Here is a 25,468-nt window from a genome sequence, read left to right as displayed (position 1 = left end):
GCTTCGGCCTACTCATGCACAGCCTGTTCCGGTTTCGGCAGTGTCATGGCCTCGGCATGAGCGAACTCGGCTTCAATCAGCTCATTCACGGCAGGAATGGACGGACCGCTCTGCTGCTCCCGGCTTCTGGATTTCAGATGCAGAAGCTCCCGGATGGGCTTCAGCACGGCAGTCGGAAGGTCACAGCCCTGACAGAGAGCCTGAAAATTCATGGGCGGCTGACCGCTCTCATGCAGACGCATCCAGCGTAAGGCCACGGCAGGACGGAGCGCATAGAAAAGCCGCTTGTACCGGGTGCTGCCATCATCGTTCACGGCCCGCTTCCAACTGTTCCGCCCCAGATTCAGATAATGAAGCTGGCAGCTTAATCCGGCCTCAATCTGTCGGGCGAAAGCGGCCAGCTCATCCGCCTCCTCCCGCCACAGATAACGCACCGGGCTGACCAGCCATTCCAGCAGGGTTGGATTGGGTTTTGTCAGCAGATTCAAGACCTTGCGTAAATCCCAGCCATTCACGTCCAGATCATCGGAGATGGGCAGCTCGATCACATCCCGGCCGGGCTTCAGAGACAGGTACCAGTCCAGCCTGTGGCGATAAATGAAACGGACATCATAGTCACTGTCCGGTGACGGGAAGCCCCAGGCACGACTGCCACTCTCCACGGCAAACAGAATCTCGACCTCATGCTCCTGCTCTATCCGATGCAGGCTGGCCATGACCTCCCTGCGCACATCGGGCGCAATTTCCGGCACATAATCCGGCATGATCTCATCAAAATTCATCCGTTCCAGGCTCCCTGCTCGTCCATTCCTGAAACTGCGCCAGATTGGATGGAGAGAAAATAGCTTGATTTTAAAAATGATTTTAATATTAAAATTGATTTTAAGAATTACTCTCAAGAAACAGGTTCCATGCGTACAGCCCTCCGTCCTCTGCTCACCTGCTCCACTCTTGCCCTCTGTGCTTCCACGCCCGGCTGGGCCGAAACGGACCCGGCCCCATCCACGGCAGCCATTTCCTCACCTGCTCCCAACGAACAGAAGAGCATCAGGAAACACGCCAGAAATGCGAAGAAAAAGAAGCCGTCCCCTCACAAGCCCAGGCAGGAATTCATCCATGTCTATGGCAATGGCCATGTCAGCTATGGTGCCGAGGAAAGCAGCATTGGCGACAAGACGGGCGTGTCTTTCCTCCAGCAGACCCAGACGGCCAATGTCGTCACCCATCAGACGATCAAGGACATGGACCCCCAGACCATGGAGGACATTGCCAAATATGTTCCCGGCATCACGATCGGCAACAGCTTTGGGGGGACGCAGGACAGCCTGCTGAAACGGGGCTTCGGCGGACCTGATGACGGGTCCATCCTGCGGGATGGCGTGCGTATGCCCATAGGCCGCAACTTCACCACCGCCACGACCGAGCGGGTCGAAGTCCTGAAAGGTCCTGCCTCGCTGTTCTACGGAATGCAGGAGCCGGGTGGCGTCATCAACATCATCACCAAACAGCCCCGCAAGGACTGGGCCGCTTCCTTCAATAGCTCATGGGCCTCACTGGGCGGCGGGTCCGGGACGCTGGATGTGGGCGGCCCTCTCACAACCAACAAGGAGCTGACCTTCCGCCTGATTGGAAACTTCAAGAATGAAAATTACTGGCGCAATTTCGGGGCGAACAAGGACAAGATCGTGGCTCCAAGCCTGCGCTACGAGCACAAACGGTTAAAGCTGGACCTCTCCTACCAGTGGGAGGACTATCACAACGTGCTGGACCGGGGGGCCTTCTTCTATAACGGCAAGCCCATCAGTGGCCGCAGATACCGGCTGGATGAACACTGGACGGCTGATTACGGCACACGCCATCTGCTGGCAGGAGCCGCAGAATACCGGCTGACACAGCATGACCGGATACGCCTCACCAGTGGCTGGAACGCAGACAGATATCACGACCGGCAGGCAGACCCGCGGGACTATAACCCGACCACGGGCATCCTGCGCCGCCGCTTCCGCAGCAATACGGGTACGACCCGTGCAAACAGCTATGTGGCACTGGACATCATCTCCGAACACAGGCTGCTCGGCATGACGCACAAGATCGCCATAGGGGGCGATTACGAAAACCGGCGCATCACGCAGGGAAGCTTCCTGACCGGTGGCACCTATGGCAGCTTCCGTCCCTCAGACCCCGTCTATGGCCTGCTTCCCATGACAGGCGTGGATGATAAAAGCCTCGGCTACTATCATACCCGCATCAACAGTGCGTCCTTCTACTTCAAAGACAATATTCATATTGGCCACGGCATCACCATTTCACCGAGTGTCCGGTACCAGTGGTTCCATTATTCCTATGGCGGTGGAGAGCCTTTCGTCAAAGCCACGGATTCCTCCTATGCCAAGCCGCTCCCTTTCATCGGGGTTGTCTATCAGCCCGCCAGGCATGTCTCATTCTTCTGGGATTATTCCCAGTCCTACAACCCCAACCAGATATCCCCCGGCTCGGTGCTGACCAGCGGATACAAACCCACCAGCGGACGGCAGTTTGAGGTTGGTGCCCGCTACCAGAAGGGCTTCCTGACGGCGGATGTCGCCCTGTACAACATTCACAAGAAAAATATCCAGCAGACTGATGGACAGACTGCGACCGGTGCCCTGCAGCAGCGTCTCTCCGGGCTGGCCGGGTCCAAGGGCGTGGAGGCCGAGATCAATGGCCGCCTCACCCGCCACTGGAACATCATCACCAACTACGCCTACACCTACGCCCGCACCATGAAGGACATTCCCGCCACGGAGGGGAAGCTGCTCACCAACGTGGCCCGTCATACAGGCGGCGGGTATCTGACATATCAGACCAATCTGCCCTGGCATCAGTCCAGTCTGCGTTTCGGTGCGGGGGCACGCTATGTCGGGCGGCGGCCCGGTGATGCCCGTAACAGCTTCTGGCTGCCCGGCTATGCCACGGTGGACCTCTTTGCCGCATGGAAGATCAGGAAGATTTACGGTCATACTGCCAGCGTGCAGCTCAATGCCGACAACATTGCCAACAAGGCCTATTTCATTTCCAGCTCGGGAGCGAATACCCGTGTCTCATGGGGACAGGGGCGGACCATCCGGGTCAGTGTCGGAATTGCCCTGTAAAGACGTAAGCACAGAAAAGGCCGGAGCGGATCAGTCCGCCCCGGCCTTCTGTCTGTATCAGGCCATCAGTTCAGGAAACCGGGATCAGTCCTGCTTCTCCTGCGCCTTGCTGCCACCGGCGGAAGGCTTCGGCTTGGGCAGGTCCAGCTTGAGGGACAGCTCCTTCAGACGGGCAGGCTCGACCGGGGCCGGGGCTTCCATCATCAGGTCTTCACCGCTCTGGTTCAGCGGGAAGAGAATAACCTCACGGATGTTCGGCTCATCAGCCAGCAGCATGACAATACGGTCCACACCCGGCGCAGCACCACCATGCGGCGGGGCACCATAGCGGAACGCATTGAGCATCCCGCCAAAGCGGGCTTCCACCACATCCGGGCCATAACCGGCGATCTCGAAGGCCCGCAGCATCACGTCCGGCAGATGGTTACGCACGGCGCCGGAGGACAGTTCCACACCGTTACAGACGATATCGTACTGATAGGCCTTGATGGTCAGCGGGTCCTGCGTGTTCAGGGCCTCCAGACCGCCCTGCGGCATGGAGAACGGATTGTGAGAGAAGTCGATCTCGCCCGTTTCCTCATTGCGCTCATACATCGGGAAGTCCACGACCCAGCAGAAGCGGAAAGCATTCTGCTCGATCAGCTCCAGATCAGTTGCCACCTTCGTCCGCACCACGCCGGAGAACTTGACGACCTCATCACCCTTGCCCGCTGCAAAGAAGACCGCATCCCCAGCCTTCAGGCCGCAGATTTCACGGATTTTCTCGACACGGTCGGCTTCCAGATTCTTGGCGATCGGCCCCTTGCCGCCTTCCTCATCAAAGATGATGTAGCCAAGACCACCGGCACCCTGATCCCGTGCCCAGTTATTGAGCTTGTCGAAGAACGCACGGGGACGGCTGCCAGCACCCGGAGCCGGAATGGCACGCACCCGGCCACCAGAGGCTGCAATGCGGGCAAACAGACCAAAGCCGGAGTCAGCGAACTGCTCCGTCACATCCCTGATGATGAGCGGGTTACGGAGATCGGGCTTGTCGGACCCGTAATCACGCATCGCATCAGCGTACGGAATGCGGGGGAAGGCCCCGTCCGTGATCTTCCAGCCTTCCGGCGTGAATTCATTGAAGACGCCTGCCAGCACCGGCTCCAGCACGGCGAAGATGTCTTCCTGCGTGGCGAAGGACATTTCAAAATCGAGCTGATAAAACTCACCGGGACTGCGATCCGCACGGGAAGCTTCATCACGGAAGCAGGGAGCGATCTGGAAATAACGGTCGAACCCGGCAACCATCGCCAGCTGCTTGAACTGCTGCGGAGCCTGCGGCAGGGCATAGAACTTGCCCGGATGCAGACGGGCCGGAACGAGGAAGTCCCGTGCGCCTTCTGGAGAGGACGCCGTCAGGATGGGGGTCTGGAACTCCGTGAAGCCCTGCTCGACCATGCGGCGGCGCAGGCTGGTGATGACCTGGCTGCGGAGCAGGATATTGCGATGCATCTTCTCCCGGCGCAGGTCGATGTAACGGTATTTCAGGCGCAGCTCTTCAGGGTAGTTCTCGTGCCCGGCCACCTGAAACGGCAGAACCTCGGCACGGGACTGCACATTAATCTCGCTGGCACGCACTTCCACGTCACCCGTTGGCAGGGAAGGATTGCGCTGGCCTTCCTCACGCACCACGACCTCACCCGTCACGGTGATGACGCTCTCCACACGCAGACGCTCGGCCTGTTCCAGCAGGGCACCCTCAGAAGGAATGACAATCTGCGTCACGCCGTGACTGTCCCGCAGGTCGATGAAGAGCAGACCGCCATGATCCCGCTTGCTGTGAATCCAGCCGGACAGCCGTACGGTCCTGCCGGCATCATCAGCACGCAAGGCGTTGCAGAAATGGGTACGGTACTGATGCATGAATTCAAACCTCGTCAATCTCTTCATGGCCCGGCCTGTACAGGCTTTTCCTGCTCTTCCGGCTCACTGCATGGAATGGCAGCCACGCCCTGAACGCAGCTCTTCTCATAAGGCCGTTTCCTACCCCAATCATGGGGGAAAAGCCAATCCTAATCAGTCACCCCGGCCTGCTGGCGGTCGCCCGTATGCGCCTCAGTACAAGTCGTAACATCTGTATTTCCGGAGCATGTAACGCTTGACCAGATCAATGACATACCGCTTCACATTATAGGAAGGCGTACCAAACCTGATTTCTGACCGGGTGACGGGTTTCTGCCCGAAGCTGGCCAGCATCTTGGCCGTGCGGACGGACCCGAACCCGTCAAAGTCAAAAATCAGGTTCCGCTCCTTGGCATATTCGATGGCTTTCCAGATCAGCAGCATGTTCATGCCCGGTATTCTGGAGCGGTGCGACCGGACGGACTGCCAGTAATACAAGGTCCGGTCATCCCAGATCAGCAGCGCAGCCGAAACAAGTTCATCCTGATCGTACGCATACAGGGCGATGGCCTGATCCCGCCTGTGAGCCTCCGTAAAAAGGGCCTTCAGCAGTGGAAAGTCATGATGACTGTGTGGCTGCTCCCGTCTGGCCAGAGTGACAAATGCTTCCGTATCACCAGACTGCCGGACGGACAGTTTCTTGTCGGCCGTGCGGATCAGGTTCCGTGTCTTCTGGTCACAGTCCTGCCAGACCGTTTCCAGAGATTTTTCAGGGAGAATACGGAATGTGAAATCCTGAAACACCTTGAAACCGGCCAGCCGGAACGCAAAGGACGAATCATTTTCCGGGTCCAGAAAGAAATGGACCCCATGATGCTTGGGGAGGCTGGCGATCGTCCTGTCCACGACATGCCGGATATTCTGCTCATAACGGAACGTCTTGGACTGGGGCAGGGAAAAATGCGGCCCCAGCGTCCGGGTATATTTCGGCATCTTGATGACATAGGACCCCAGGGCCTTTTTCCGCACGAACGGAAAGCGGGACACGACCCTGCCGCCCATTTCTATGTCTATGGAAGAAAATGTCTGACGGCTTGCTGTATTCAGCCACCATTCCTGATGAAAAATAGGCTCGGATTTCCGGATGAATGCATTATTACACATGAGGCCGCAATACATGATGAAACAGAATAGATCAGACTGCTTATTATCATCACATAACCTTCATGGTAATTAATAAATTTTTTAATAAATAAAAAATCAGAAGATTTAAACGATTAATAAATTAAAGCCGAATGAATTAATACTTAATTTTCACTTAAAGTTTCATGTATTTAGAACGAAATGACCACTTTTTAATAATTGTGTCTCTTCATTGTCAAATATGCACCTGAAAAGCAGGCCCTTTTTCAAATGTCGTCCCGAATGACGAACCGAGAAGGACCAGAAGAAGGCCTTCCTCCCTATCCATTCCACCTAGATAATGACTGTCCTGACCTCTTTTTCAACAAATCCCTCGAAATCAACAGCAGCCCGGGCCATGGCTGAAGAGCGGCCAGCCGAAACCAGGGCCACCACCTTCTGGTCCTTCATATAGACCGCCATGAAATCGAACCCGCCCAGGTCCCCCTCAATCAACACCCGGTCAAACGATTCACCCCAGCCCATATATTCCAGTTTCTTGCCGAACTGCTGCGTCCAGTACCACGGCATGGGCATGGGCTGGCGAGGCAGACCAAGAATGCTGCGGGCGGCGGCACGTCCCTCAATCTGAGCCTGCCGCCAGTGTTCTATACGATAGAACGTGCCTTCATGACGGAACGTGGCCACATCCCCGGCGGCATGAATACCCGGCAGGACCTGCATACTGTCATCCACGACAATGCCTGTGGTCCCGCTTTCCGGTTCCGTTCCCACGTCATCTGGCAGAAATCCCCGGCATGGCTCGTTCCCGACGGCCACAAGCACATGGGTGCAGGGCAGCTTCATGCCATCGGCCAGCTCCACCCCCTCGACCCTGTCCGTCCCGTAAATGCCGACCACTGAACTGTCCGTGATGAAAGCCACACCATTATCCGTATGGAGGCGCAGCAGGACACGGCCCACTTCCCGCCCCCACTGGGCCTCCATCGGAATGACCTGATCCGGTGCAATGACCGTCACTCCGGCTCCCTTCTGCCTCAGGGCGGATGCAAGCTCCAGCGTGGTCAGCCCGCCCCCGATCAGGATGACGGCCTGTTCCCCCGTGATGTTCTGCGAGATGTCCCGTGCATCACGGACATCATGAAGGGTCATCACCCCCTCGAGACCAATACCGGGAAGGTCCGGCCTCACGGGGCGGCCCCCTGTCGTGATCAGCACATGATCTGCACTGTAATCCCGCCCATCTTCCAGACGGACCCGCCGTGTCTCACAGTCCAGAGACGCTACCGTCCCCTGCACGCGGGTAATTTCATGATGGGCGAAAAACCCCTCATTCAGCAGCAGTGGGGGCTGTACCTTGTCGGGTCCTCCAAGGAAAATGCCCTTGCTGAGTGAAGGACGGTCATAGGGGAGAGAACTTTCATCCCCGATCAGGATAATGCTCCCGCCGAAGCCTTCTTCACGCAGGGTATAGATGGCACTGGCCGCCGCCGCCCCACCACCCAGCACCAGAACGGACTGGTCCTCCATGCGTCTGGTGACCGGAGCAGGCTTCGTCGCACTCACCCCTACAAGAACCCGCCCTTCAACAAGCCGGACGGGATAGACGGGCAGGGACGCAAAAGCGACAGGTTCCTTCACCTTTCCGTCACGCACCCCGAACAGGGCCTTGTGCCACGGACAGACAATCACATCCCCATGCACCTTGCTGCGACAGTGAAGACGCCCCCGCAGCGGTGCCCCCTTATGCGGGCACCGTCCCCCCACGGCATGAACCTCCCCGCCGACACACACCAACGCAATGGGCCGCTCCTTGAGGATGATGGAAAGAACCTCGCCTTCCTTCACATCCTCCACGGCCGCCACGTCATACAGGGTCTGATCCGGCATGGAAGAGTCCGTCTCACTGACATCAGGCCCGAGAACGGGCTGGGGAGCGTGGTCCATAATGCGTGTCCTGTCTCGTCAGCCCCTGCGCAACACATCCCGCCCTGAATGCGGGGCCGTCATGGCCGGGATGTTCCATAAATGACAAGCAGGGCCATACCGGCCCGGCCCCTGACCTCACCTGTCAGACAGGCTCAGAAAAAATCATCCCGGTCCGCATCCCCATTGAAGTCGCCGCCATTATCGACCGGAGCCTCCTGCTGCGGACCAAAATCCTGCGGTGAGAAACCCGGAGCGTTCATTCCGCTCCCGGCGAAAGGATCGGAGTAATTGTCACCGTAATTGTTGATGATAGTCGTCTCGCTGCCAAAGCCATCACCCATCCCGGCATCGCCGCCCTCTGCGTGGGCATGTTCATGCTCCCCGGAGAACAGCCCTTCCAGAGCATGAGCCGCCATCATGCCACCCGCAACACCCGCCGCCGTGGAGAGGGCAGACCCCAGAAAGCCGGAACCGGACCGCGCGAACATGCCCGGCTGATAGCCCGGCGGGGGAGAATAACTCCGCCCCATCTCAGGGGCAGCCGCACCGGAGGCCGGCCCCCAGCCCGGTGGCAGGGACGCCCCACGGGGCGGTGGCTCGGTAGTCCCCGCACCACGGCCGAACAGCCCGGAGAAGAACCCGCCGGACTGCCCACTGCCCTGCTGCCCCGACTGGCTGGCCTGCTGCTGGAGCTGGGCGATCTGCCCTCTGGCCTGCTGGAGCTGGAATTCAAGATCACGGATGCGAGCCTGCGCCTGCGACAGGGCGGCCTCCTGCACAACAGCCAGTTGTGTGATGCGGTAGCGGGCCTCCGGGAAACGCTGGAAATTGTCGGCAATGAAACGATCCGCCTCCGGATCGACAGGCGGCAGAGAAGACGGCCCCTGACCGTTCGGCAGCCCTATGCCCCCACCGACACGGGCAACAAAGCGGCTTATGAGATCACGTTCTTCCGAATTCATGGGCGTACTGTCCTTCACAACTGCTCGGCAGCCTTCCCGTCCGGCCTCGGCCGTGTGCATCAACGGATGATACTGCCTCTCTGATCCCCCAAGATATGATACAGCTCCACGCACCCCGCAAGGCCCCCGACCCCCTTCACCAGGCCGATACCCGCAGAATGCCCCCATCGTGACAGTTTTTTAAAGAACTCTCCGTACATGAGACCCACTCTATCTTCCCCTCTCCAGCTCTGCCCGCTGGTGATAAGGCTGGTCATCCTGTAATGTGGCGGCCATCTTTACGTTAATGGAGCCTAGTGAATTGTCCACATCCCGGCCCCCCTGCTTTCAGGACCTGATCCTGCGCCTTCACCAGTTCTGGTCACAGAAAGGCTGTGCCGTTCTCCAGCCTTACGATACCGAGCTTGGAGCAGGCACGCTCTCCCCTCACACGACCCTGCGCGCGCTGGGCCACAAGCCGTGGGCCGCTGCCTATGTCCAGCCCTGCCGCCGCCCTTCCGATGGCCGCTATGGGGAAAACCCGAACCGCCTCCAGCATTACTACCAGTATCAGGTGCTGCTCAAACCCACACCGCAGGAAAGCCAGGACCTTCTGTTGGAAAGCTACCGGGCCATCGGGATTGATCCTGAAAAGCACGATATCCGCTTCGTGGAAGATGACTGGGAGAACCCCACGATCGGAGCCTGGGGCCTCGGCTGGGAAGTCTGGTGTGATGGCATGGAAGTCACGCAGTTCACCTACTTCCAGCAGGTTGGCGGCATTCCCACCGTCGTGCCCTCCACCGAGCTGACCTACGGGCTGGAACGTCTGGCCATGTATGTGCAGGGCGTCGAGAATGTCTATGACCTCGACTTCAATGGCCGGGGCCTGACCTACGGGGATGTCTTCCTCCGGGCGGAGCGGGACTATTCACGGCATAATTTCGAGCTGGCCGACACGGACATGCTGCTTGCCCAGTTCAGGGCTGCTGAAACCGAATCCATCCGCCTCTCCGAGGCCGGTGTGGCCCAGCCTGCCTATGACCAGTGCCTGAAGGCCTCCCATCTGTTCAATCTGCTGGATGCACGGGGTGTCATTTCCGTTTCAGAACGTGCCTCCTATATCGGGCGTGTGCGCACGCTGGCCAAAGCCGCCTGCGAGGCATGGCTTGCTGGAGACGAGGAGGAAACCACTCATGGCTGAACTGCTGCTTGACCTGTTCTGCGAAGAAATCCCCTCCGGGATGCAGGCCCGTGCCGCCGGGGACCTTGCCCGCCTGCTGGAACAGACCCTCGCCGACCTGAAACCCCGCAATATCCGTAGCTTCTACGGTGCCCGTCACATCGCCGCCAGCCTTGAAGTGGATGAGAGCATCCCCACCCGCACCATCTCCGAGCGTGGCCCACGGGAGAACGCCCCGGAAAAGGCTCTGGCCGGTTTCTCCCGCAAGCATGGCGTCAGCCCGGATGAGCTGACGAAAGAAAACGGCTTCTGGGTTCTCAACCGCACCCTGCCACCGGTCAAGGCGGCCGAGCTGATTGCCGAACAGCTGCCGGACCTGCTCTGGAAATTCCCGTGGCCCAAGGCCATGCGCTGGGGCAATGGCTCCCTGTTCACATGGGTGCGCCCGCTGCACCACATTGCCTGCCTGCTGGATGGCCAGACCGTTCCCTTCTCCCTGGCCCGTCAGGATGATGATGCCCACGGGCTGAAAAGCGGCAACGTGACTGAGGGACACCGCACCCTCTCCCCCGGCAGCTTCACCATCACCAGCACGGAACAGTGGCTGCGTGAGCTTGAAACCCGCCATGTCGTCATCAACGAGGAAAAACGGGCCGACCTCATCCGTCAGGGTGTCCACAAACTCGCCGAGGAAAAGGGTCTGACACTGGTCGAGGATGAAGGACTGGTTCAGGAAGTCAGCGGGCTGGTGGAATATCCCGTGCCTCTGCTGGGCCGCATTGACGATGCCTTCATGGACCTTCCACCGGAAGTCATGCAGGTCTCCATGCGGGTCAATCAGCGGTACTTCGCCCTGCGTACCAAGGACGGCAAGGCGGCCCCCTATTTCGCTTTCGTGGCCAACCAGACTTTCAGCGATGGAGGCACGCTCTGCATTGCCGGAAATGAACGGGTTCTGCGTGCCCGCTTCGCCGATGCCCGCCATTTCTGGGACCTCGACCGCAAGACGAAACTGGCCAATCGTGTCGATGCGCTGAAACTCGTCACCTTCCACGCCAAATTAGGCACACAGGAAGAACGGGCACGGCGCATCAGCACTCTGGCAGGCATCATCGCCAGGGCCATGGGGCTGGATGACGCACAGGTGAAACACGCCGAACGGGCAGGCCTGCTTGCCAAGGCGGACCTGACGACCGGCATGGTGGGTGAATTCCCTGAACTTCAGGGTGTGATGGGGGGGTATTACGCCGCACATGACGGCGAAGCCCCGGAGGTCGCTCAGGCCGTGGCAGAACATTACATGCCCCGTGGATTGCAGGACGGCACGGCCAGTGCGCCCGTCTCCGTTGCCGTGGCTCTGGCAGACCGGCTGGACATGCTGGCCGGGTTCTTTGCCATTGGCGAAACACCCAGCGGCTCTGGTGACCCTTATGGCCTGCGCCGTGCCGCCCTTGGTGTGATCCGTACCATCCGGGACAATGGCCTGCGCCTTGATCTCGGCAATCTGCTCTCCAGAGCGGCGGAAACTTACGCCGGGAAAGACGGCAGAAACTCTGCCCTTGATGAATTGGAACCCTTCTTTACCGACAGGCTCCGGGTGCAGCTCCGCAATGAAGGCCGCCGTCATGACGTGCTGGATGCCACACTGGCCGTCACACAGGTACAGGAGGACAGAAGCCTCTTCACCGATCATCTGGATGGCGACCTGGTGCGCCTGCTCAGCCGCGTGGAAGCTCTCTCCGACATGATGGACACGGAAGACGGCCAGAATCTTCTGGCAGCCTACCGCCGTGCCACGAACATCCTGCGCATCGAAGAGAAAAAGGACGGGCCACATCATCAGGCCCCGGAGGCAGCCCTCTATGTGCAGGATGAAGAGCGTGAACTGGATGCGGCCCTGAATAAGGCTGGACCAAAGATCACGGCCAGTCTGGCGGATGATGACTTCACCAGTGCCATGCAGCATCTTGCAGCCCTGCGCCCGATCATGGACCGCTTCTTCGAGGCCGTGACTGTCAATGCGGATGATGCAGACCAGCGGCTCAACCGCCTGCGTCTGCTGTCAGCCTTCAGCCGCAATGGTCAGCTGATCGCAGACTTTGGCCGTATTGAAGGCTGATCTTCAACGCCATAGGCGGACTGTAAAAAAGGCCGGTGGGAGCATTCTCTCACCGGCCTTTTCCATATCCCTCTTCAGTGCGAGGGGCTGTCTGTCAGGAAGATTTTGGCCCCGAAAGCGATGAAGACCAGCCCTGTCAGACGGTCCAGACGGCGTACCACGACAGGCCGGTTGAAAAACTGCGCCAGCGGTACTGTCATGGCTACCAGCAGCCCCAGCCATATGAAGGTCAGCAGGACCTGAATGACCACCTGTACCAGCGTGAACGCCACCACATTCGCATCTGGCGGAATGAACTGCGGGAAAAAGGTGATCACGAAAATCCCGGCCTTGGGATTGAGCAGGTCCGTCAGCATCCCACGACGGAACCCCGGCCAGAAGGCGTTGCGATGCTCCACCCGCCTGGCCTGTTCCGGCCCTGCCTCAGCCGTCAGGGCCATGCGGGGGCGCAGAAGCTGGTTGACGCCTATCCAGACCAGATAGACCGCACCCACACATTTCACGACGAAAAATGCCGTGGAAGAGGCTGCCAACAGGGCCGTCAGCCCGAAAGCGGCTGCCAGCCCCCAGAGGCTCAGCCCGGCAGCAATGCCGAAAATGGCCCCAACACCGGCCCGACGCCCATCAGATGCTGCCGTCCGCAAAACCATGACGGAGTCCAGCCCCGGCGTGATGGTGAAAATCGCTGCCGCTGTCGTGAAAGCCAGCAAGGGAAGAAGCCACTGATGCATAGAAAAACAGACACCTGACACAAGAACCGGTTACGGAACACCCCGCACCTGACCCTCCCCAGATGGGGCTTCTTCCTTACCGTTCCAATAGATCAGTAGTCCGGATCATCCCGATGCACCCAGCTGGACAGCAGCAGGCCAAAACCGAACATCATGGTCAGCATGGCCGATCCCCCATATGAGATCAACGGCAGCGGCACCCCGCCCACCGGAATGACCCCCATGACCATGGACAGATTGACCACGCAATAAAGGAAGAAATCCATGGCAATGCCCAGCCCGACCAGACGCCCGAAACGGTTCCGGCAGCGGAGGGCAATCAGCATGCTGCTCAGCATGATCAGGAACAGCAGCCCGATGACGACCGCTCCCCCCACATAGCCCCATTCTTCCCCGATCATGGTGAAAATGAAGTCCGTCTGCTTCTCCGGCAGAAAACTCAGCTGTCCCTGCGTCCCGTGCAGATAGCCCTGCCCCCACCGTCCCCCGGCACCCAAGGCAATACGAGACTGAAGAATGTTGTACCCCGCCCCCAGCGGGTCACGCTCAGGATGCAGGAAGGTGTCAATCCGGGCCTTCTGATAATCATGGAGGTGGCTGTAAATGAACGGCCCCAGAAACGGCAGTGGCGACACCAGAATGATGATCTGCCACCAGCGCATTCCTGCCGCAAAGAACAGGGAGGCCCCAATCACGCCGACGATGGTTGCTGTCCCCAGGTTAGGCTCCTTCAGCACCAGCACGACCGGCAGAAGCGTCAGCAGAGCCGGAATGATGAGCCGCAGCGGGTTGCCCATGCGCTCCCGCCCGATGCGGTAAAACCATGTCGACAGCATGAGGACCAGCGCAATCTTGGAGAACTCGGAAGGCTGGAACTGGAAGCCCCCCAGATTGATCCAGCGTTCGGCCCCCTTGCCCACGTGCCCCATCTTCAGCACCAGTGCCAGGAGCAGGATGGACAGGCCATAGATGGGTACGGAGAGCAGCCGCAGGACCCGTGGGCTGGCCAGAGCCACGCCCAGCATCATGAGCAGACCGAAACAGAAACGGATGAGCTGAGGCTGGGCAAAGGATTCCGCCCGTCCCCCCCCGGCTGAATAGAGAGCAATATAGCCCACACCCGCCAGACAGCAGATCAGCAGCACGAAAAACCAGTTGATCTGCCAGAGCCGGGAGAACATGCGCAGATTTGGCTCGGCCCGCAGCAGGCGGCGGGCCGTACGGGGGACAGTAAAGTCCTTCAGCGACATGGCACCCCCTTCTTTTCAGTCATCCAGCCCGTCAGCCCGTGCAACCACACCTTTGGAAAGGGACGTACGATTGGCCGGGTCCCTGACCAGCGCATCAGTCATGATCTGCGCCGCCAGCGGGGCCGCTTCCGTCGCACCGGCATTACCATGTTCCACCACGACGGACACCGCATAGCGGGGATTGTCGTAGGGCGCAAAACAGATGAACAGCGCATGGGGCCGATACTGCCACGGCAGATTCATGGAGTTGAAGTGCCCACTTTCACGCAGGGCACGTGGCACATTCCGCACCTGCGCCGACCCAGTCTTGCCTGCCATCTGGACACCGGGCAGGTTCAGCCGGGCCGCCGGGGCCGTACCCTGCGGCTCGTTCACCACGGCAAACATGCCGCTCCGGGCAGCGACAAGAAACTCCTTGGCAAAAGGCAGCGGGGCCAGGTCTGGCACGATGGCCTGATCGCTCACGGAGCGCAGAAGATGAGGCTGGACCAGCCGCCCCGTCGCCAAACGTGACGCATAGGTCGCCAGAGCCAGAGGGGTCGTCTGGACCAGTCCCTGCCCGATACCGGCATTAACCGTGTCACCCCCATTCCAATGATGGCCACGCTTCCGCCGCATCTCCGGTGTGGGCACAGAACCTGCTCGCCCATGGGGCAGTTCTATAGGCAGCGGACCATCCAGCCCGAGCGTGATGGCGACATCATGAATGGCCTCCATGCCACAACGCCGGGCCACCTGATAAAAATAGACGTCACAGGAATATTTCAGGGCCTGATGCAGGTTGATCGCCCCATGCCCATACCGGCTCCAGCAATGGAAGCGCACGCCCCCCATGTCATAATAGCCCGGACAGGAAAAACGCTCGGACGGCGTGATGGCATGCGCTTTCAGGGCCGCCAGGGCCACGGCAGGCTTGAAGGTGGAACCCGGCGGATAAAGGCCGGACACCGCCCTGTCCACCAGAGGCGTGCGCTGGTCCGTAATCAGGCTGTTCCACTGGGTCCGGCTGATGCCACCATCAAACAGCGTCGGATCGAAAGACGGCGTGCTGACCAGCCCCATCACTTCGCCATTGCGACAGTCCATCACCACGGCACTGGCCACACGCTCGCCAATCCGGTCCCGGATGCGACTCTGCAAGGTCGTGTCCAGCGTCAGCTCAAGGCGGGCACCCGGCTGCCCTTCCACACGCTCCAGCTCGCCCATGACCCGGCCATAAGCATTCACTTCCATTTCCACCGTGCCGGGTTGCCCACGCAGATGGATTTCCTGCGTCTGCTCGATCCCGGCACGCCCCACCTTCATGCCCGGCAGGGCCATGATGCCATCCCGCTGAACATCTTTTTCATTCGGAGGAGCCACATACCCGATGATATGCGCCAGAAGCTCCTTGAAAGGATATTCCCGGGTCGTTCCCACATCAATCAGGACACCCGGCAGAGTCGGTGCATTCAGCCCCAGACGGGCAACATCATCCCAGGTCAGAAACTCCTTGAGGGTCAGCGGAACATAACGGCGGACATGCTTGCGGTCACGCTCGATGCGGAGGAGGTCACGCTCATCAAGCGGCACGATGGCCGCAAAACGGTCCACAACGGCCTGAAGGTCCGTCGTCTCCTCCACCATGACGAGCGCACGCCAGTTCGGCCTGTTCCCGGCCAGAAGGACACCGCAGCGGTCATAGATTTCACCACGGGCCGGAGCGATCTGACGACGGCTTGTCCGGTTGCGACGGGCCTGCTCCTTCAGCTCCTCGCCATGAACGACCTGCATCTCGTAAAGGTGATGGGCCAGTGTCCCCATGACGCCCGCCTGGGCAGCCAGAAGTAGCAGGGCACGACGTGTGAACATGCCTCCACCGGCTGCCTGTTCTTCTGAAAAAGACAGGTCAGCTGCTGGACCACTCCGTTTCCGAAATGGCGGACGAGTTTCACCACGCCGAAAGAACATCGCTCAATATACACTTAAAGAAGGATTAAAACAAAGAAATCACAAAACTTCCCGGTCGTAGACTGGATCAGTCTATTACAGTCTGTCATGTTTTTCCATAATGGAGAGACCCCACAGATAAAGAACGTGCAGAAAAGGATAACTCCCCACAGCCAAAGCTTCCTGAAACACAATGGGATAGACTGACAGGGCACCCCGTACACGAATGACCATCAGGACCCAGTCTGTCAGAGCTTCTCCCAGAATGATCAGCCCGTAGAGCGTCCATGAAAGCAGGAATCCCCGGCGGGACAGCCCGGCCCGGCAGCCGTGAGCCACACCATAGGCAACCAGCATCCAGAAGAGCAGAACACCCGGCGGATTGGCACTGAACAGCTCGATTACCAGCCCGCCACAGAACAGGCCAAACAGGGGCATGAAGGCGGGCCGGTACAGTGCCCAGAACCAGACCGTCCCCAGAGTCAGGGCCGTCTGAAGCTCTGTCTGCCCCAGAATTCCGAAAGGAGCCGACAGCACGAAAGCCAGGATGACCATGACGACACAGGGCAAGAGCTTACGCCGCACCTGCACCATCAGCTTACGCTGCCGGATGCCTTCCAGTGCCTCATGGTCCAGTCGTCCCTGTTCCAACCGTAATGCCATGCCCCACACCCGTTGCTGTTCTACCACCCGTCTGTCCTCCGGGATAATGTCCTTTCCTCAAGAAAGCAAACCCCTTACGGGGTAGACCATGCCTCTGAATTCAGTTTCTAGCCTGTCAGCCATCCCATGGGAGCCACGGAACGACTAGCATGTCTTGTAAACCATCAATGGCAATGGGCTGTTTAGCCGGAAGCCGGAAATATGGCAAATTTCAGACAGACCCGGGAGGATCAGCCATTCCTTAAAGAAGAAAATGGCAGGAAACGGCGCAGATTCTGCCAGTTGGAGGGAGCCTCACCATCATGATGATCAGGCAGGAGCGGTGGTTTCTCCCTCACCCGGCCCGCACTGGGAGGGGCCTCCGGCATGAAGTCACCATCAAAAATACGCACCAGTTCGAGACGTTCCAGCGCAGCATCCGGTATGACAACAGGCTGCCCCGGTGCCAGATAATGCACATGCCCGACCGACACCCCCCCCGTCAGGCCGGTCTGTCCCCGCGTGACAATATGCTCGCCCTCTTCCGGACGAAGACTCTGGCTGTAATACATGAGACGGGGATAGGGCGTGTTGTCGCCAATCATCATGGCATCGCCACCGCTGTTCTGTAGCGTGACAGGAATGCGGCTGGCGGCATCCTCGATGAGCAGCACGCGCACGACATGCGGGCCAACCTCACTGACCCGACCGACCAGCCCGACGGCATCCACCGCCAGACTGCCCTGCTGCACCTGATGGTCACCCACCTGCAACAGCACGGCCCGCAGATAAGGACCACTCTCATCCCGCACGACCCAGCCGCTGACATAATCTCTGGTATCTTCTGCACCCCAGTGAAGGACCGCCTTCAGACGGGCATTTTCCTGCCGGAGCGTCTGCGCCTCACCATACCAGTAGGCAAGCTGACGATTCTCTTTTCTCAGACGGGAATTCTCGGCAAGAAGGTCCCCGACACCCTGCAGGGTCAGCTGCCATTTATAGAACTGATGCTGCGGAAAAAGCAGACCCTGATAGACCGGCCCCATCTCCCTGGCAGCCGCCATCCGCAGCTGTATGGCTTTAGCAGACCATATCTGCCCTGCCAGCATGACCCCCACAGCCAGAAAAACCATGACCGGCAGGACCAGTCCGGCGAGAAGCTGACGTGTATGAATGGAGATCATGAAACGGCCACTCCGTTCCCCCAGTCCTGACTGTCAGGAAAGCCGGAACCTTCCTGACGACAAAAAGATCAGTACATGCTGCTCAGGACACTGCGAAGCTGCTGCATCTGTTCCAGCGTACGCCCTGTCCCCACGGCAACACAGGAGAGGGCATTTTCGGCCACGAAGACGGGCAGGCCGGTTGCGTAACGCAGAACATCATCCAGACGGCGCAGCAGGGCACCACCACCGGAAAGGACGATCCCCTTCTCCACGATGTCAGCGGCCAGTTCCGGCGGCGTATGCTCCAGAACCGTCGCCACGGCATCAATGATATGGCCGACCGGCTCCTGAAGAGCCTCGGCGATCTGTGCCTCACTGACAGTGATCTCGCGGGGAACACCATTGAGGAGGTCACGCCCCTTGAGCGGCATAGTCCGCTCCTCACCCTGCGTGCCGGGATCAAAAGAGGCTGCTCCAAGATCAATCTTGATGCGCTCGGCAGAACTTTCACCGATCATGAGGTTATAGTTGCGCCGGATATAGGCCATGATGGCCTCGTCCATCTGGTCCCCGCCAACACGGACGGAGCGGGCATAGACGATGCCCCCCAGAGAAATCACGGCAACCTCGGTCGTCCCGCCACCGATGTCCACGATCATGCTGCCGGAAGGCTCCGTAACGGCCAGACCGGCACCAATGGCCGCTGCCATCGGTTCCTCGATCAGATAGACCTTCCGGGCACCGGCACTTTCCGCACTCTCCTGGATGGCACGACGCTCCACGGCCGTGGAGCCGGACGGCACGCAGATGACGATCTGGGAGCTGAAAAAGGACCGGCGGTTATGCACCTTGCGGATGAAATGCTTGATCATTTCCTCCGCACTCTCGAAATCGGCGATCACGCCATCACGGAGTGGACGGATGGCCTGAATGTTCCCCGGCGTACGGCCAACCATGAGCTTGGCCTCGTTACCAACTGCCAGAACCTGTCTGCGCCCGCGCACTTCTGTAACAGCAACGACGGAAGGCTCACTCAGCACCACACCACGACCCTTGACATAGACAAGGGTATTGGCAGTGCCAAGATCGATCGCCATATCAGCGGAAATGAGCCCCAACAGACGAGAGAACATTCAAAACTCCTGGCCGGTAACCCCGCACTCACGGGGACATGAAAATAGTCAGAACACCATCCACAGCATTCCCAACAAATTATAAAGACCCATGACGGTTCAGCAAGGCCATAATTCCCCTATGGGGGAATATTTTTCGCAGAAAACCGAGACCTAATTAATGGCGGGTAACGTCCCGACCAGCCTGCTGAGCCTGCCTGAGACCGGCATATGGCGCATGACAGCAGGCCATGCCGGTCCCCTTTTTCACGCTCAGGCGGACAGTTCTTCCGGCTCGCTGCGCAGGCGTTTGACCAGCAGCTTGTTCAGCGCATGAATATAGGCCCGTGCAGCTGACACGACGGTATCCGCATCGCTCCCCTGCCCATCCACCAGACGGCCGCCTTCCTGAAGGCGCACCGTCGTGCGGGCCTGGGCATCCGTTCCCTCCGTCACGTTGGCCACAGAGAACAGGGCCAGCGTCGCCTCATGCGGGAACGCCTCTCCAATGGCCCGGAAAACCGCATCCACCGGTCCATTCCCCGTGGAAGACACATGGCGGGCCTCGCCATCCACCTTGACATCCAGCACCACCTGGGCAGCATGCTGCGTGCCACCCTTCAGCTCCAGGGAGATCAGACGGACACGTTCATGGTCACGACTTTCATCATCAACCAGTGCCCGCACGTCATCGTCAAACACGATCTTCTTATGATCTGCCAGAGCCTTGAAACGCTGGAAGGCGGCATTGACCGTCTCTTCCATCAGGTCTTCATAACCCAGAGCCTTCAGCTTGTCCCGGAAGGCCGCACGGCCGGAATGCTTGCCCAGAACCAGAGAGGTGCTCGTCCAGCCCACGCTCTCCGGGGTCATGATCTCATAGGTGCCAGCGTGCTTCAGGATGCCATCCTGATGGATGCCACTCTCATGGGCGAAGGCATTCCGCCCCACAATGGCCTTGTTCGGCTGGACATCAAAGCCCGTGATCGTGGCCAGCAGACGGGACATGCCCAGCAGGCGGGGGGTCTCGATTCCCGTCTCCATACCATAGCGGTCATGACGGGTCCGCAGGGCCATCACGAGCTCTTCCAGAGCCGCATTGCCAGCACGTTCACCAATGCCATTGATCGTGCATTCAATCTGCCGGGCACCGCCTTCGACAGCGGCCAGCGTGTTGCCAACGGCCAGCCCCAGATCATTGTGATTGTGGGTGGAGAAAATGACCTGATCCGCCCCCGGAACACGCTCCCGCAGCATGGTGAAGATGCGCTCCATCTCATCCGGCGTCGCAAACCCGACCGTATCCGGAATATTGATGGTCGTTGCCCCGTTGGCAATGGCCGTTTCCACACAGCGGCACAGGAAGTCCGGGTCCGTACGGGACCCGTCTTCAGCAGACCACTCCACGTCATCCGTATAGCGGCGGGACTCTTTATTGCCGAATGCGATCAGGTCCAGCACCTTCTCCGGCTCCATCCGCAGCTTGTACTTCATGTGCAGCGGAGAGGTGGAAATGAAGTTGTGGATACGCCCACGCCGTGCGCCTTTGATGGCCTTCCCGGCAGCTTCAATATCCTTCGGGGCACTGCGTGCCAGACCGCAGATGACAGGGCCATCCACATTGTCGGCAATCTGCTTCACGCTCTCAAAGTCGCCCTCCGAAGCTGCGGGGAAACCAGCCTCGATGACATCAACACCCAGAGCGGCCAGGGCATGGGCCATGCGCAGCTTCTCGCCCAGATTCATGGAGAAACCGGGGGACTGCTCACCATCACGCAGGGTCGTATCAAAAATGATGATGCGGTTGTCAGCGATATGACCGAAAGAAGGATGCTGAAAAGACATGGCGACGTTCTACTCTACTTCTACGAATGAAAGACTGGAAAAGCGGAAAACCCCTGAACGCAGCAAAGCACCTGCTCGCCGGTATGGCGTTCAGGGGTTTATAAGTCGTAGAAGAAGGACGTGAGAAAATGTCATTACGGCGCAACGGTAACGATCCTTCAGGGCGAAGGCAAGAGGGAAATGCACCTGCCCCTACAGCATTCCCCTTTTCTGCCGCTGGAAGTAACCATCTATGGCCTGTTTCATCGCCTGTGTGATCTGCGTTCTGTGGGCTGCACGGCGGAGAGCCTGCTCATCCAGATGATTGGACATGAAACCCATCTCGACCAGAATGGAAGGAATGTCTCCCGATTTCAGCACCTTGAAGGTCGCATGGCGGGAAGGATGACGCAGGAGCTGGATATGATCCTGAAAGGACCGGATCACGCTGGCCGCCATATGGGCTGACCCCCGCCGTGTTTCCTCATGCACGAGACTGTTGAGAATTTCCTCCACATCGGGCGGAACGCCTCCCATGTCCGGCCCGGCAAAACGGTCTGCGCTGTTTTCCGTCTCGGCCAGCATGGCGGTCTGCCGGTCGGATGCACTGCCGGACAGCGTATAGACACTGGCACCACGCACGTCAGGCTGGTGCAGCGCATCAGCATGCATGGAAATGAACAGGTCCGCCCTGTGCTGATGGGCCAACTCCACCCGTCCGGCCAGCGGAATGAAGCGGTCATCCCTCCGGCTCATGACCACATCATACCGGCCTGAAGCCATGAGCAGATCATGAAGCTCGGTCGCCGCAGCCACGGCAATATGTTTCTCATAGGTGCCGGATACGCCGATGGCCCCGGGGTCCTTCCCCCCATGCCCCGGGTCCAGCATGATGACGGGCTTGGGAGGGGGAGCATTGCGGAGAATGGCAGGAGCCTGCACGGCCTTCCTCCCTTGATGATGCCGGGCTGCCAGAGCCGTACCGCCAGCAGGCAGCAGCAGCCCTCCGGCAACGCCCCCCAGCAGGCTCCGGCGTGTCAGTCTCCCCATGATGCCTCCCTTCCCGTTCTTCCGCTTCGCATCCTCACACGCCCATCAGCTACGATACAGTACGACCCCCTTTATCCTACCGCCTCATTTAAGTGATCATCCATATGACAAAATAATCCCCGCTCACGCCTCAATTAACAACCCAACAATACAGGAAGAGGGCATTATACCGCCCTCTTCAACCTTCTGAAACTCCCTACTTGCCACGCCGTCCGATTTAGGCCATCCTTATGTTGCGTAAGTCCACTGCCCCAATGCACCCCCGCCCCTTTACCTTGGGCTGGCAAGGCGGTATCAGGCTGGACCAGCACATGCAGTGCCTCTCCGTGCCGTTTGGCGCAGATAACCCGGGACATCCGTTTCCGGCGTGCTTACACCCTGGCAGGGAGACTGCATCAAGATCATAAGCAGCCAGCCCCAAGTAACTCTATCGTTCTCAAGAGGTGGGCTGTAAATCCCGATGGCAAAATCTGCCATCAGCGTGTTTACCAGAGGCTATAATGCTATTCTGCGTTATCCAACCCGGCGGCCGTCAGAAGTGCCCGCCCGCAAGAGGCCAGACGGACGCCCCTCTGTTGACCAAGACAATCAGCGCAGACAGGGCCATACCCCCTACGCCACGGAGTCCAGTCTTTACATGACAAAGCAGATGCTCATAGACGCCACACACGCCGAAGAAACCCGTGTCGTGGTCATGAACGGCAAGCGCATTGAAGATTATGATGTCGAGACATCAGCGCGCCGTCAACTCAAAGGCAATATCTACCTCGCAAAAGTCATCCGTGTGGAGCCGAGCCTTCAGGCCGCCTTCGTGGATTATGGCGGCAACCGTCATGGCTTCCTTGCGTTCAGTGAAATTCACCCCGACTATTTCCAGATTCCTGTTGATGACCGTGAGAAACTCCTCGCCCTCCAAGAAGAGGAATATGCCACGGAACAACGCAACCGGGACAGAGAGACCGAAGACGGCGAAACCGACGAAACCGACGAAACCGACGACGACGCCCTTGAAACGGATGAACCCGGCCCGGAAATCGTCAGCGGTGAACATGATACCGGGGATGAGCAAAGTGCCAGCCGCCGTATGGCCCGCTTCCTCCGCAATTACCGCATTCAGGAAGTCATCCGCCGCCGTCAGGTGATCCTCGTCCAGGTCGTCAAGGAAGAGCGAGGCAACAAAGGTGCCGCCCTGACGACTTACCTCTCCCTCGCCGGCCGTTATGGCGTGCTAATGCCCAACGCCCTGCGTGGAGGTGGTGTCTCCCGCAAAATCACCTCCGAGACGGACCGCCGCCGCCTGCGTGACATCGTCAGCAAGCTGGACCTGCCCCGGACGATGGCCATGATCATCCGTACCGCTGGAGCCAGCCGTCCGGAAGCAGAAATCACCAGAGACTGCGACTATCTCCTCCAGCTCTGGGACAATATTCGCACTCATGCACTGTCCTCCATCGCCCCTGCCCTAATCTATGAAGAAGCCAGCCTCATCAAGCGGGCCATCCGTGACCTCTTCACCCGGGACATCGAGACCGTTCTGGTCGATGGTGAAGAAGCCTGGAAGAACACACGGGAATTCACCCGCCTGCTGATGCCCCATAATGCCAGCCGTGTCCGCCTCTGGCAGAACCGGGGACAAAATCTCTTCGCCCACTATCATGTGGAAAGCCATCTGGAAGCAATGTTCTCCCCGACCGTCCGACTGGAATCCGGTGGCTATCTCGTCATCAACCAGACGGAAGCCCTGGTCGCCATTGACGTGAACTCCGGCAAGTCCACCTCCCAGCGCAATATTGAGGAAACCGCCCTCCGCACCAATCTGGAGGCCGCTGAAGAAGTCGCTCGCCAGCTGCGTCTGCGGGACCTTGCCGGGCTGATCGTGATTGACTTCATCGACATGGAGAGTCGCCGTCATAACAGTCAGGTGGAGAAACGCCTCAAGGATGCGCTCCGGGTGGACCGTGCCCGCATCCAGCTGGGCCGCATTTCCCACTTCGGCCTGCTGGAAATGTCCCGCCAGCGTCTGCGCCCCTCCATTGCCGAGAGCATGCTCAGCCCGTGCCCGCACTGTCAGGGAACAGGCTTCATCCGGGGTGTGGAAAGCATGGCCCTCCAGGTCCTCCGCAGCGTGGAGGATGAAGCCAGCCGCCGCCGGGCTTCCGACATCACCGTCCATGTCAGCCCCAGCATCGTCCTCTACATGCTCAACAGCAAACGAGCAGCCATCAGCCAGCTTGAACAGCGGCATGACATGACTATCCGCTTCGAAAATAATAATAGCCTGCCGGAAGGTGAACTGCGAATCGAACGACAGGCCCCCCGTCAGAAACTCGCCCGTGAAGACAATCCCATCAGCGCGCTCCGCATCAATGACATCACGGAAAGCACAGCACCCTCTGCCACACCAGAGGGTGCTGTGCTTTCCGAGCTGGAAAACGACACCAAAAACGGGGCACGTCACCTCCACTTTGATGATCGTCATCATAATGAGCAAAATAATCCAGTACCATCAACCGACATGACTGAACAGCCTGTAACATCCTCCGAGAACAGCGACAGCAGACACACTGAAACTGAAAACAACGATCAGGCCCTCATGCCCGGTCGTCGTCGTACCAGAACACGGCGTATCTCCCCATCTACCCAGCGTGACGATGAAGAGCAGTCCAGCCGTTACCACAAGCATCCCAAACGTCCGGCCCGTACTCAGAAAAGAGAGCAGACTTCGACAACGCAAGAGCTCCCTAACTATCAAGGCCCGACGCCAGCTAACCCCTTCCAAGGGACCCGGATTGATATCTTCGATATTATGGATCAGCAAGAAGCCCGTCAGAATAATCTCGCTTCTAGCGCCGACACAACAGAGACGGAAGAATCAACCTCCCATCGCCATCAAAAGCCTACCCATCGTCCCCGCCGTCGTCCGACGACACGCAGCCGCATTGTAGTGGAGCAGGATGATAACGAAAATCAGATCGTTAAAATCCCCTCTCGCCCGGCAGAGCTGTCCGAAGGTGATGAAGAAGCACGCCGTCCGACACGGCGGCCTCGCCCGCCCCGTCGTCGTCCTGCACGGAATGAGGCTGCCGAGCCTGCCGACACAGTCTCCCATGAGGAAAACAGCCCGGCTGTAGAAAGCAGCAGGCCCGAACCCTCTCCAGTGCAGGAAGACGCCCCGGCTGACGAGAAACCGGCCCGCAGGCGGCGTCCTGCACGGCGCAAAAAGGCAGCTGAAGCTGTCCCGGCTGCCAGCGAGACCGCGGATGCGGCCCCGACAGAAAATGCCGCCGTGCCCCAGCCCATCAATATTGATGAGGCCAAACCCAAGAAGCGGCGTGCTGGATGGTGGAAGCGTTAAGCTCCACCCTTCACATGACGTGAACACGAAGAAAGGGCGACCAGATCAGTCTGGCCGCCCTTTCTTCATTTCCAATTCA

At 59.1% G+C, this 25,468-nt stretch carries 17 protein-coding genes; 4 read left to right on the top strand and 13 right to left on the bottom strand.

The features are described 5' to 3' along the window. Positions 1 to 8: 8 nt before the first annotated feature. Complete coding sequence (locus NQF87_RS00345) at positions 9 to 782, bottom strand: nucleotidyltransferase domain-containing protein (RefSeq protein ID WP_266126452.1); 774 nt, start codon at positions 780 to 782, stop codon at positions 9 to 11. A 129-nt stretch (positions 783 to 911) separates the two neighbouring features. On the opposite strand from NQF87_RS00345, the gene NQF87_RS00340 reads away from it, so the two are divergent. Further along, positions 912 to 3,131 (top strand): TonB-dependent receptor, encoded by a 2,220-nt coding sequence (locus tag NQF87_RS00340; RefSeq protein WP_266126451.1) that lies wholly within the window; start codon positions 912 to 914, stop codon positions 3,129 to 3,131. Positions 3,132 to 3,215: 84 nt separating this feature from the next. Here NQF87_RS00340 and aspS read toward each other — a convergent pair whose 3' ends face one another. From aspS to NQF87_RS00320, 4 genes are all read right to left on the bottom strand, one after another. Continuing rightward, a complete protein-coding gene (gene aspS / locus NQF87_RS00335) occupies positions 3,216 to 5,036 on the bottom strand; it encodes an aspartate--tRNA ligase (RefSeq protein WP_266127009.1) in 1,821 nt (606 codons plus the stop codon). Positions 5,037 to 5,228: 192 nt separating this feature from the next. Next, positions 5,229 to 6,077 (bottom strand): GNAT family N-acetyltransferase, encoded by an 849-nt coding sequence (locus NQF87_RS00330; protein ID WP_266126450.1) that lies wholly within the window; start codon positions 6,075 to 6,077, stop codon positions 5,229 to 5,231. 414 nt (positions 6,078 to 6,491) lie between these two features. Further along, positions 6,492 to 8,105, bottom strand: coding sequence for an FAD-dependent oxidoreductase (locus NQF87_RS00325; protein WP_266126449.1), 1,614 nt, complete (start codon positions 8,103 to 8,105; stop codon positions 6,492 to 6,494). Between the two features lie 134 nt (positions 8,106 to 8,239). After that, positions 8,240 to 9,049 (bottom strand): DUF2076 domain-containing protein, encoded by an 810-nt coding sequence (locus tag NQF87_RS00320; RefSeq protein ID WP_266126448.1) that lies wholly within the window; start codon positions 9,047 to 9,049, stop codon positions 8,240 to 8,242. Positions 9,050 to 9,335: 286 nt separating this feature from the next. Here NQF87_RS00320 and NQF87_RS00315 point away from each other — a divergent pair, with 286 nt between their 5' ends. Next, the gene (locus tag NQF87_RS00315) at positions 9,336 to 10,232 is read left to right on the top strand and encodes a glycine--tRNA ligase subunit alpha (protein WP_266127008.1); all 897 of its coding nucleotides are present in this window, start codon (positions 9,336 to 9,338) and stop codon (positions 10,230 to 10,232) included. After that, on the top strand, positions 10,225 to 12,330 hold the full coding sequence (gene glyS / locus NQF87_RS00310; RefSeq protein WP_266126447.1) for a glycine--tRNA ligase subunit beta: 2,106 nt from the start codon (positions 10,225 to 10,227) through the stop codon (positions 12,328 to 12,330). Before NQF87_RS00315 ends, glyS begins: the two co-directional genes overlap by 8 nt. Before the next feature lie 74 nt (positions 12,331 to 12,404). Here the strand turns inward: glyS and NQF87_RS00305 are convergent, their stop codons facing one another. The 8 genes from NQF87_RS00305 to NQF87_RS00270 all read right to left on the bottom strand — a co-directional run bounded on the left by NQF87_RS00305 (position 12,405) and on the right by NQF87_RS00270 (position 22,034). Further along, entirely contained in the window at positions 12,405 to 13,061 is a 657-nt protein-coding gene (locus NQF87_RS00305) for a LysE family translocator (RefSeq protein WP_266126446.1), read from the bottom strand. Positions 13,062 to 13,153: 92 nt separating this feature from the next. Continuing rightward, positions 13,154 to 14,311 carry a rod shape-determining protein RodA gene (gene rodA, locus NQF87_RS00300; RefSeq protein ID WP_266126445.1) on the bottom strand — a complete coding sequence of 386 codons (1,158 nt, stop codon included), beginning with the start codon at positions 14,309 to 14,311 and terminating at the stop codon, positions 13,154 to 13,156. 15 nt (positions 14,312 to 14,326) lie between these two features. Continuing rightward, on the bottom strand, positions 14,327 to 16,162 hold the full coding sequence (mrdA, locus tag NQF87_RS00295; RefSeq protein WP_266126444.1) for a penicillin-binding protein 2: 1,836 nt from the start codon (positions 16,160 to 16,162) through the stop codon (positions 14,327 to 14,329). A gap of 174 nt (positions 16,163 to 16,336) precedes the next feature. Beyond that, complete coding sequence (locus NQF87_RS00290) at positions 16,337 to 16,930, bottom strand: hypothetical protein (protein WP_266126443.1); 594 nt, start codon at positions 16,928 to 16,930, stop codon at positions 16,337 to 16,339. 203 nt (positions 16,931 to 17,133) lie between these two features. After that, entirely contained in the window at positions 17,134 to 18,066 is a 933-nt protein-coding gene (gene mreC, locus NQF87_RS00285) for a rod shape-determining protein MreC (protein ID WP_266126442.1), read from the bottom strand. Positions 18,067 to 18,134: 68 nt separating this feature from the next. Continuing rightward, the gene (locus NQF87_RS00280; protein ID WP_266126441.1) at positions 18,135 to 19,181 is read right to left on the bottom strand and encodes a rod shape-determining protein; all 1,047 of its coding nucleotides are present in this window, start codon (positions 19,179 to 19,181) and stop codon (positions 18,135 to 18,137) included. A 252-nt stretch (positions 19,182 to 19,433) separates the two neighbouring features. Further along, complete coding sequence (locus tag NQF87_RS00275; protein ID WP_266126440.1) at positions 19,434 to 21,005, bottom strand: 2-isopropylmalate synthase; 1,572 nt, start codon at positions 21,003 to 21,005, stop codon at positions 19,434 to 19,436. Between the two features lie 192 nt (positions 21,006 to 21,197). Further along, positions 21,198 to 22,034 (bottom strand): N-acetylmuramoyl-L-alanine amidase family protein, encoded by an 837-nt coding sequence (locus NQF87_RS00270; RefSeq protein ID WP_266126439.1) that lies wholly within the window; start codon positions 22,032 to 22,034, stop codon positions 21,198 to 21,200. A 637-nt stretch (positions 22,035 to 22,671) separates the two neighbouring features. Here NQF87_RS00270 and NQF87_RS00265 point away from each other — a divergent pair. Continuing rightward, positions 22,672 to 25,389 carry an Rne/Rng family ribonuclease gene (locus tag NQF87_RS00265; protein WP_266127007.1) on the top strand — a complete coding sequence of 906 codons (2,718 nt, stop codon included), beginning with the start codon at positions 22,672 to 22,674 and terminating at the stop codon, positions 25,387 to 25,389. Positions 25,390 to 25,468 lie beyond the last annotated feature (79 nt).

It is taken from the genome of Bombella dulcis, from assembly GCF_026385505.1.
In the GTDB taxonomy this organism is placed as follows: Bacteria; Pseudomonadota; Alphaproteobacteria; order Acetobacterales; family Acetobacteraceae; genus Bombella; species Bombella dulcis.
This window is presented reverse-complemented; position numbering and strand designations above follow the sequence as displayed.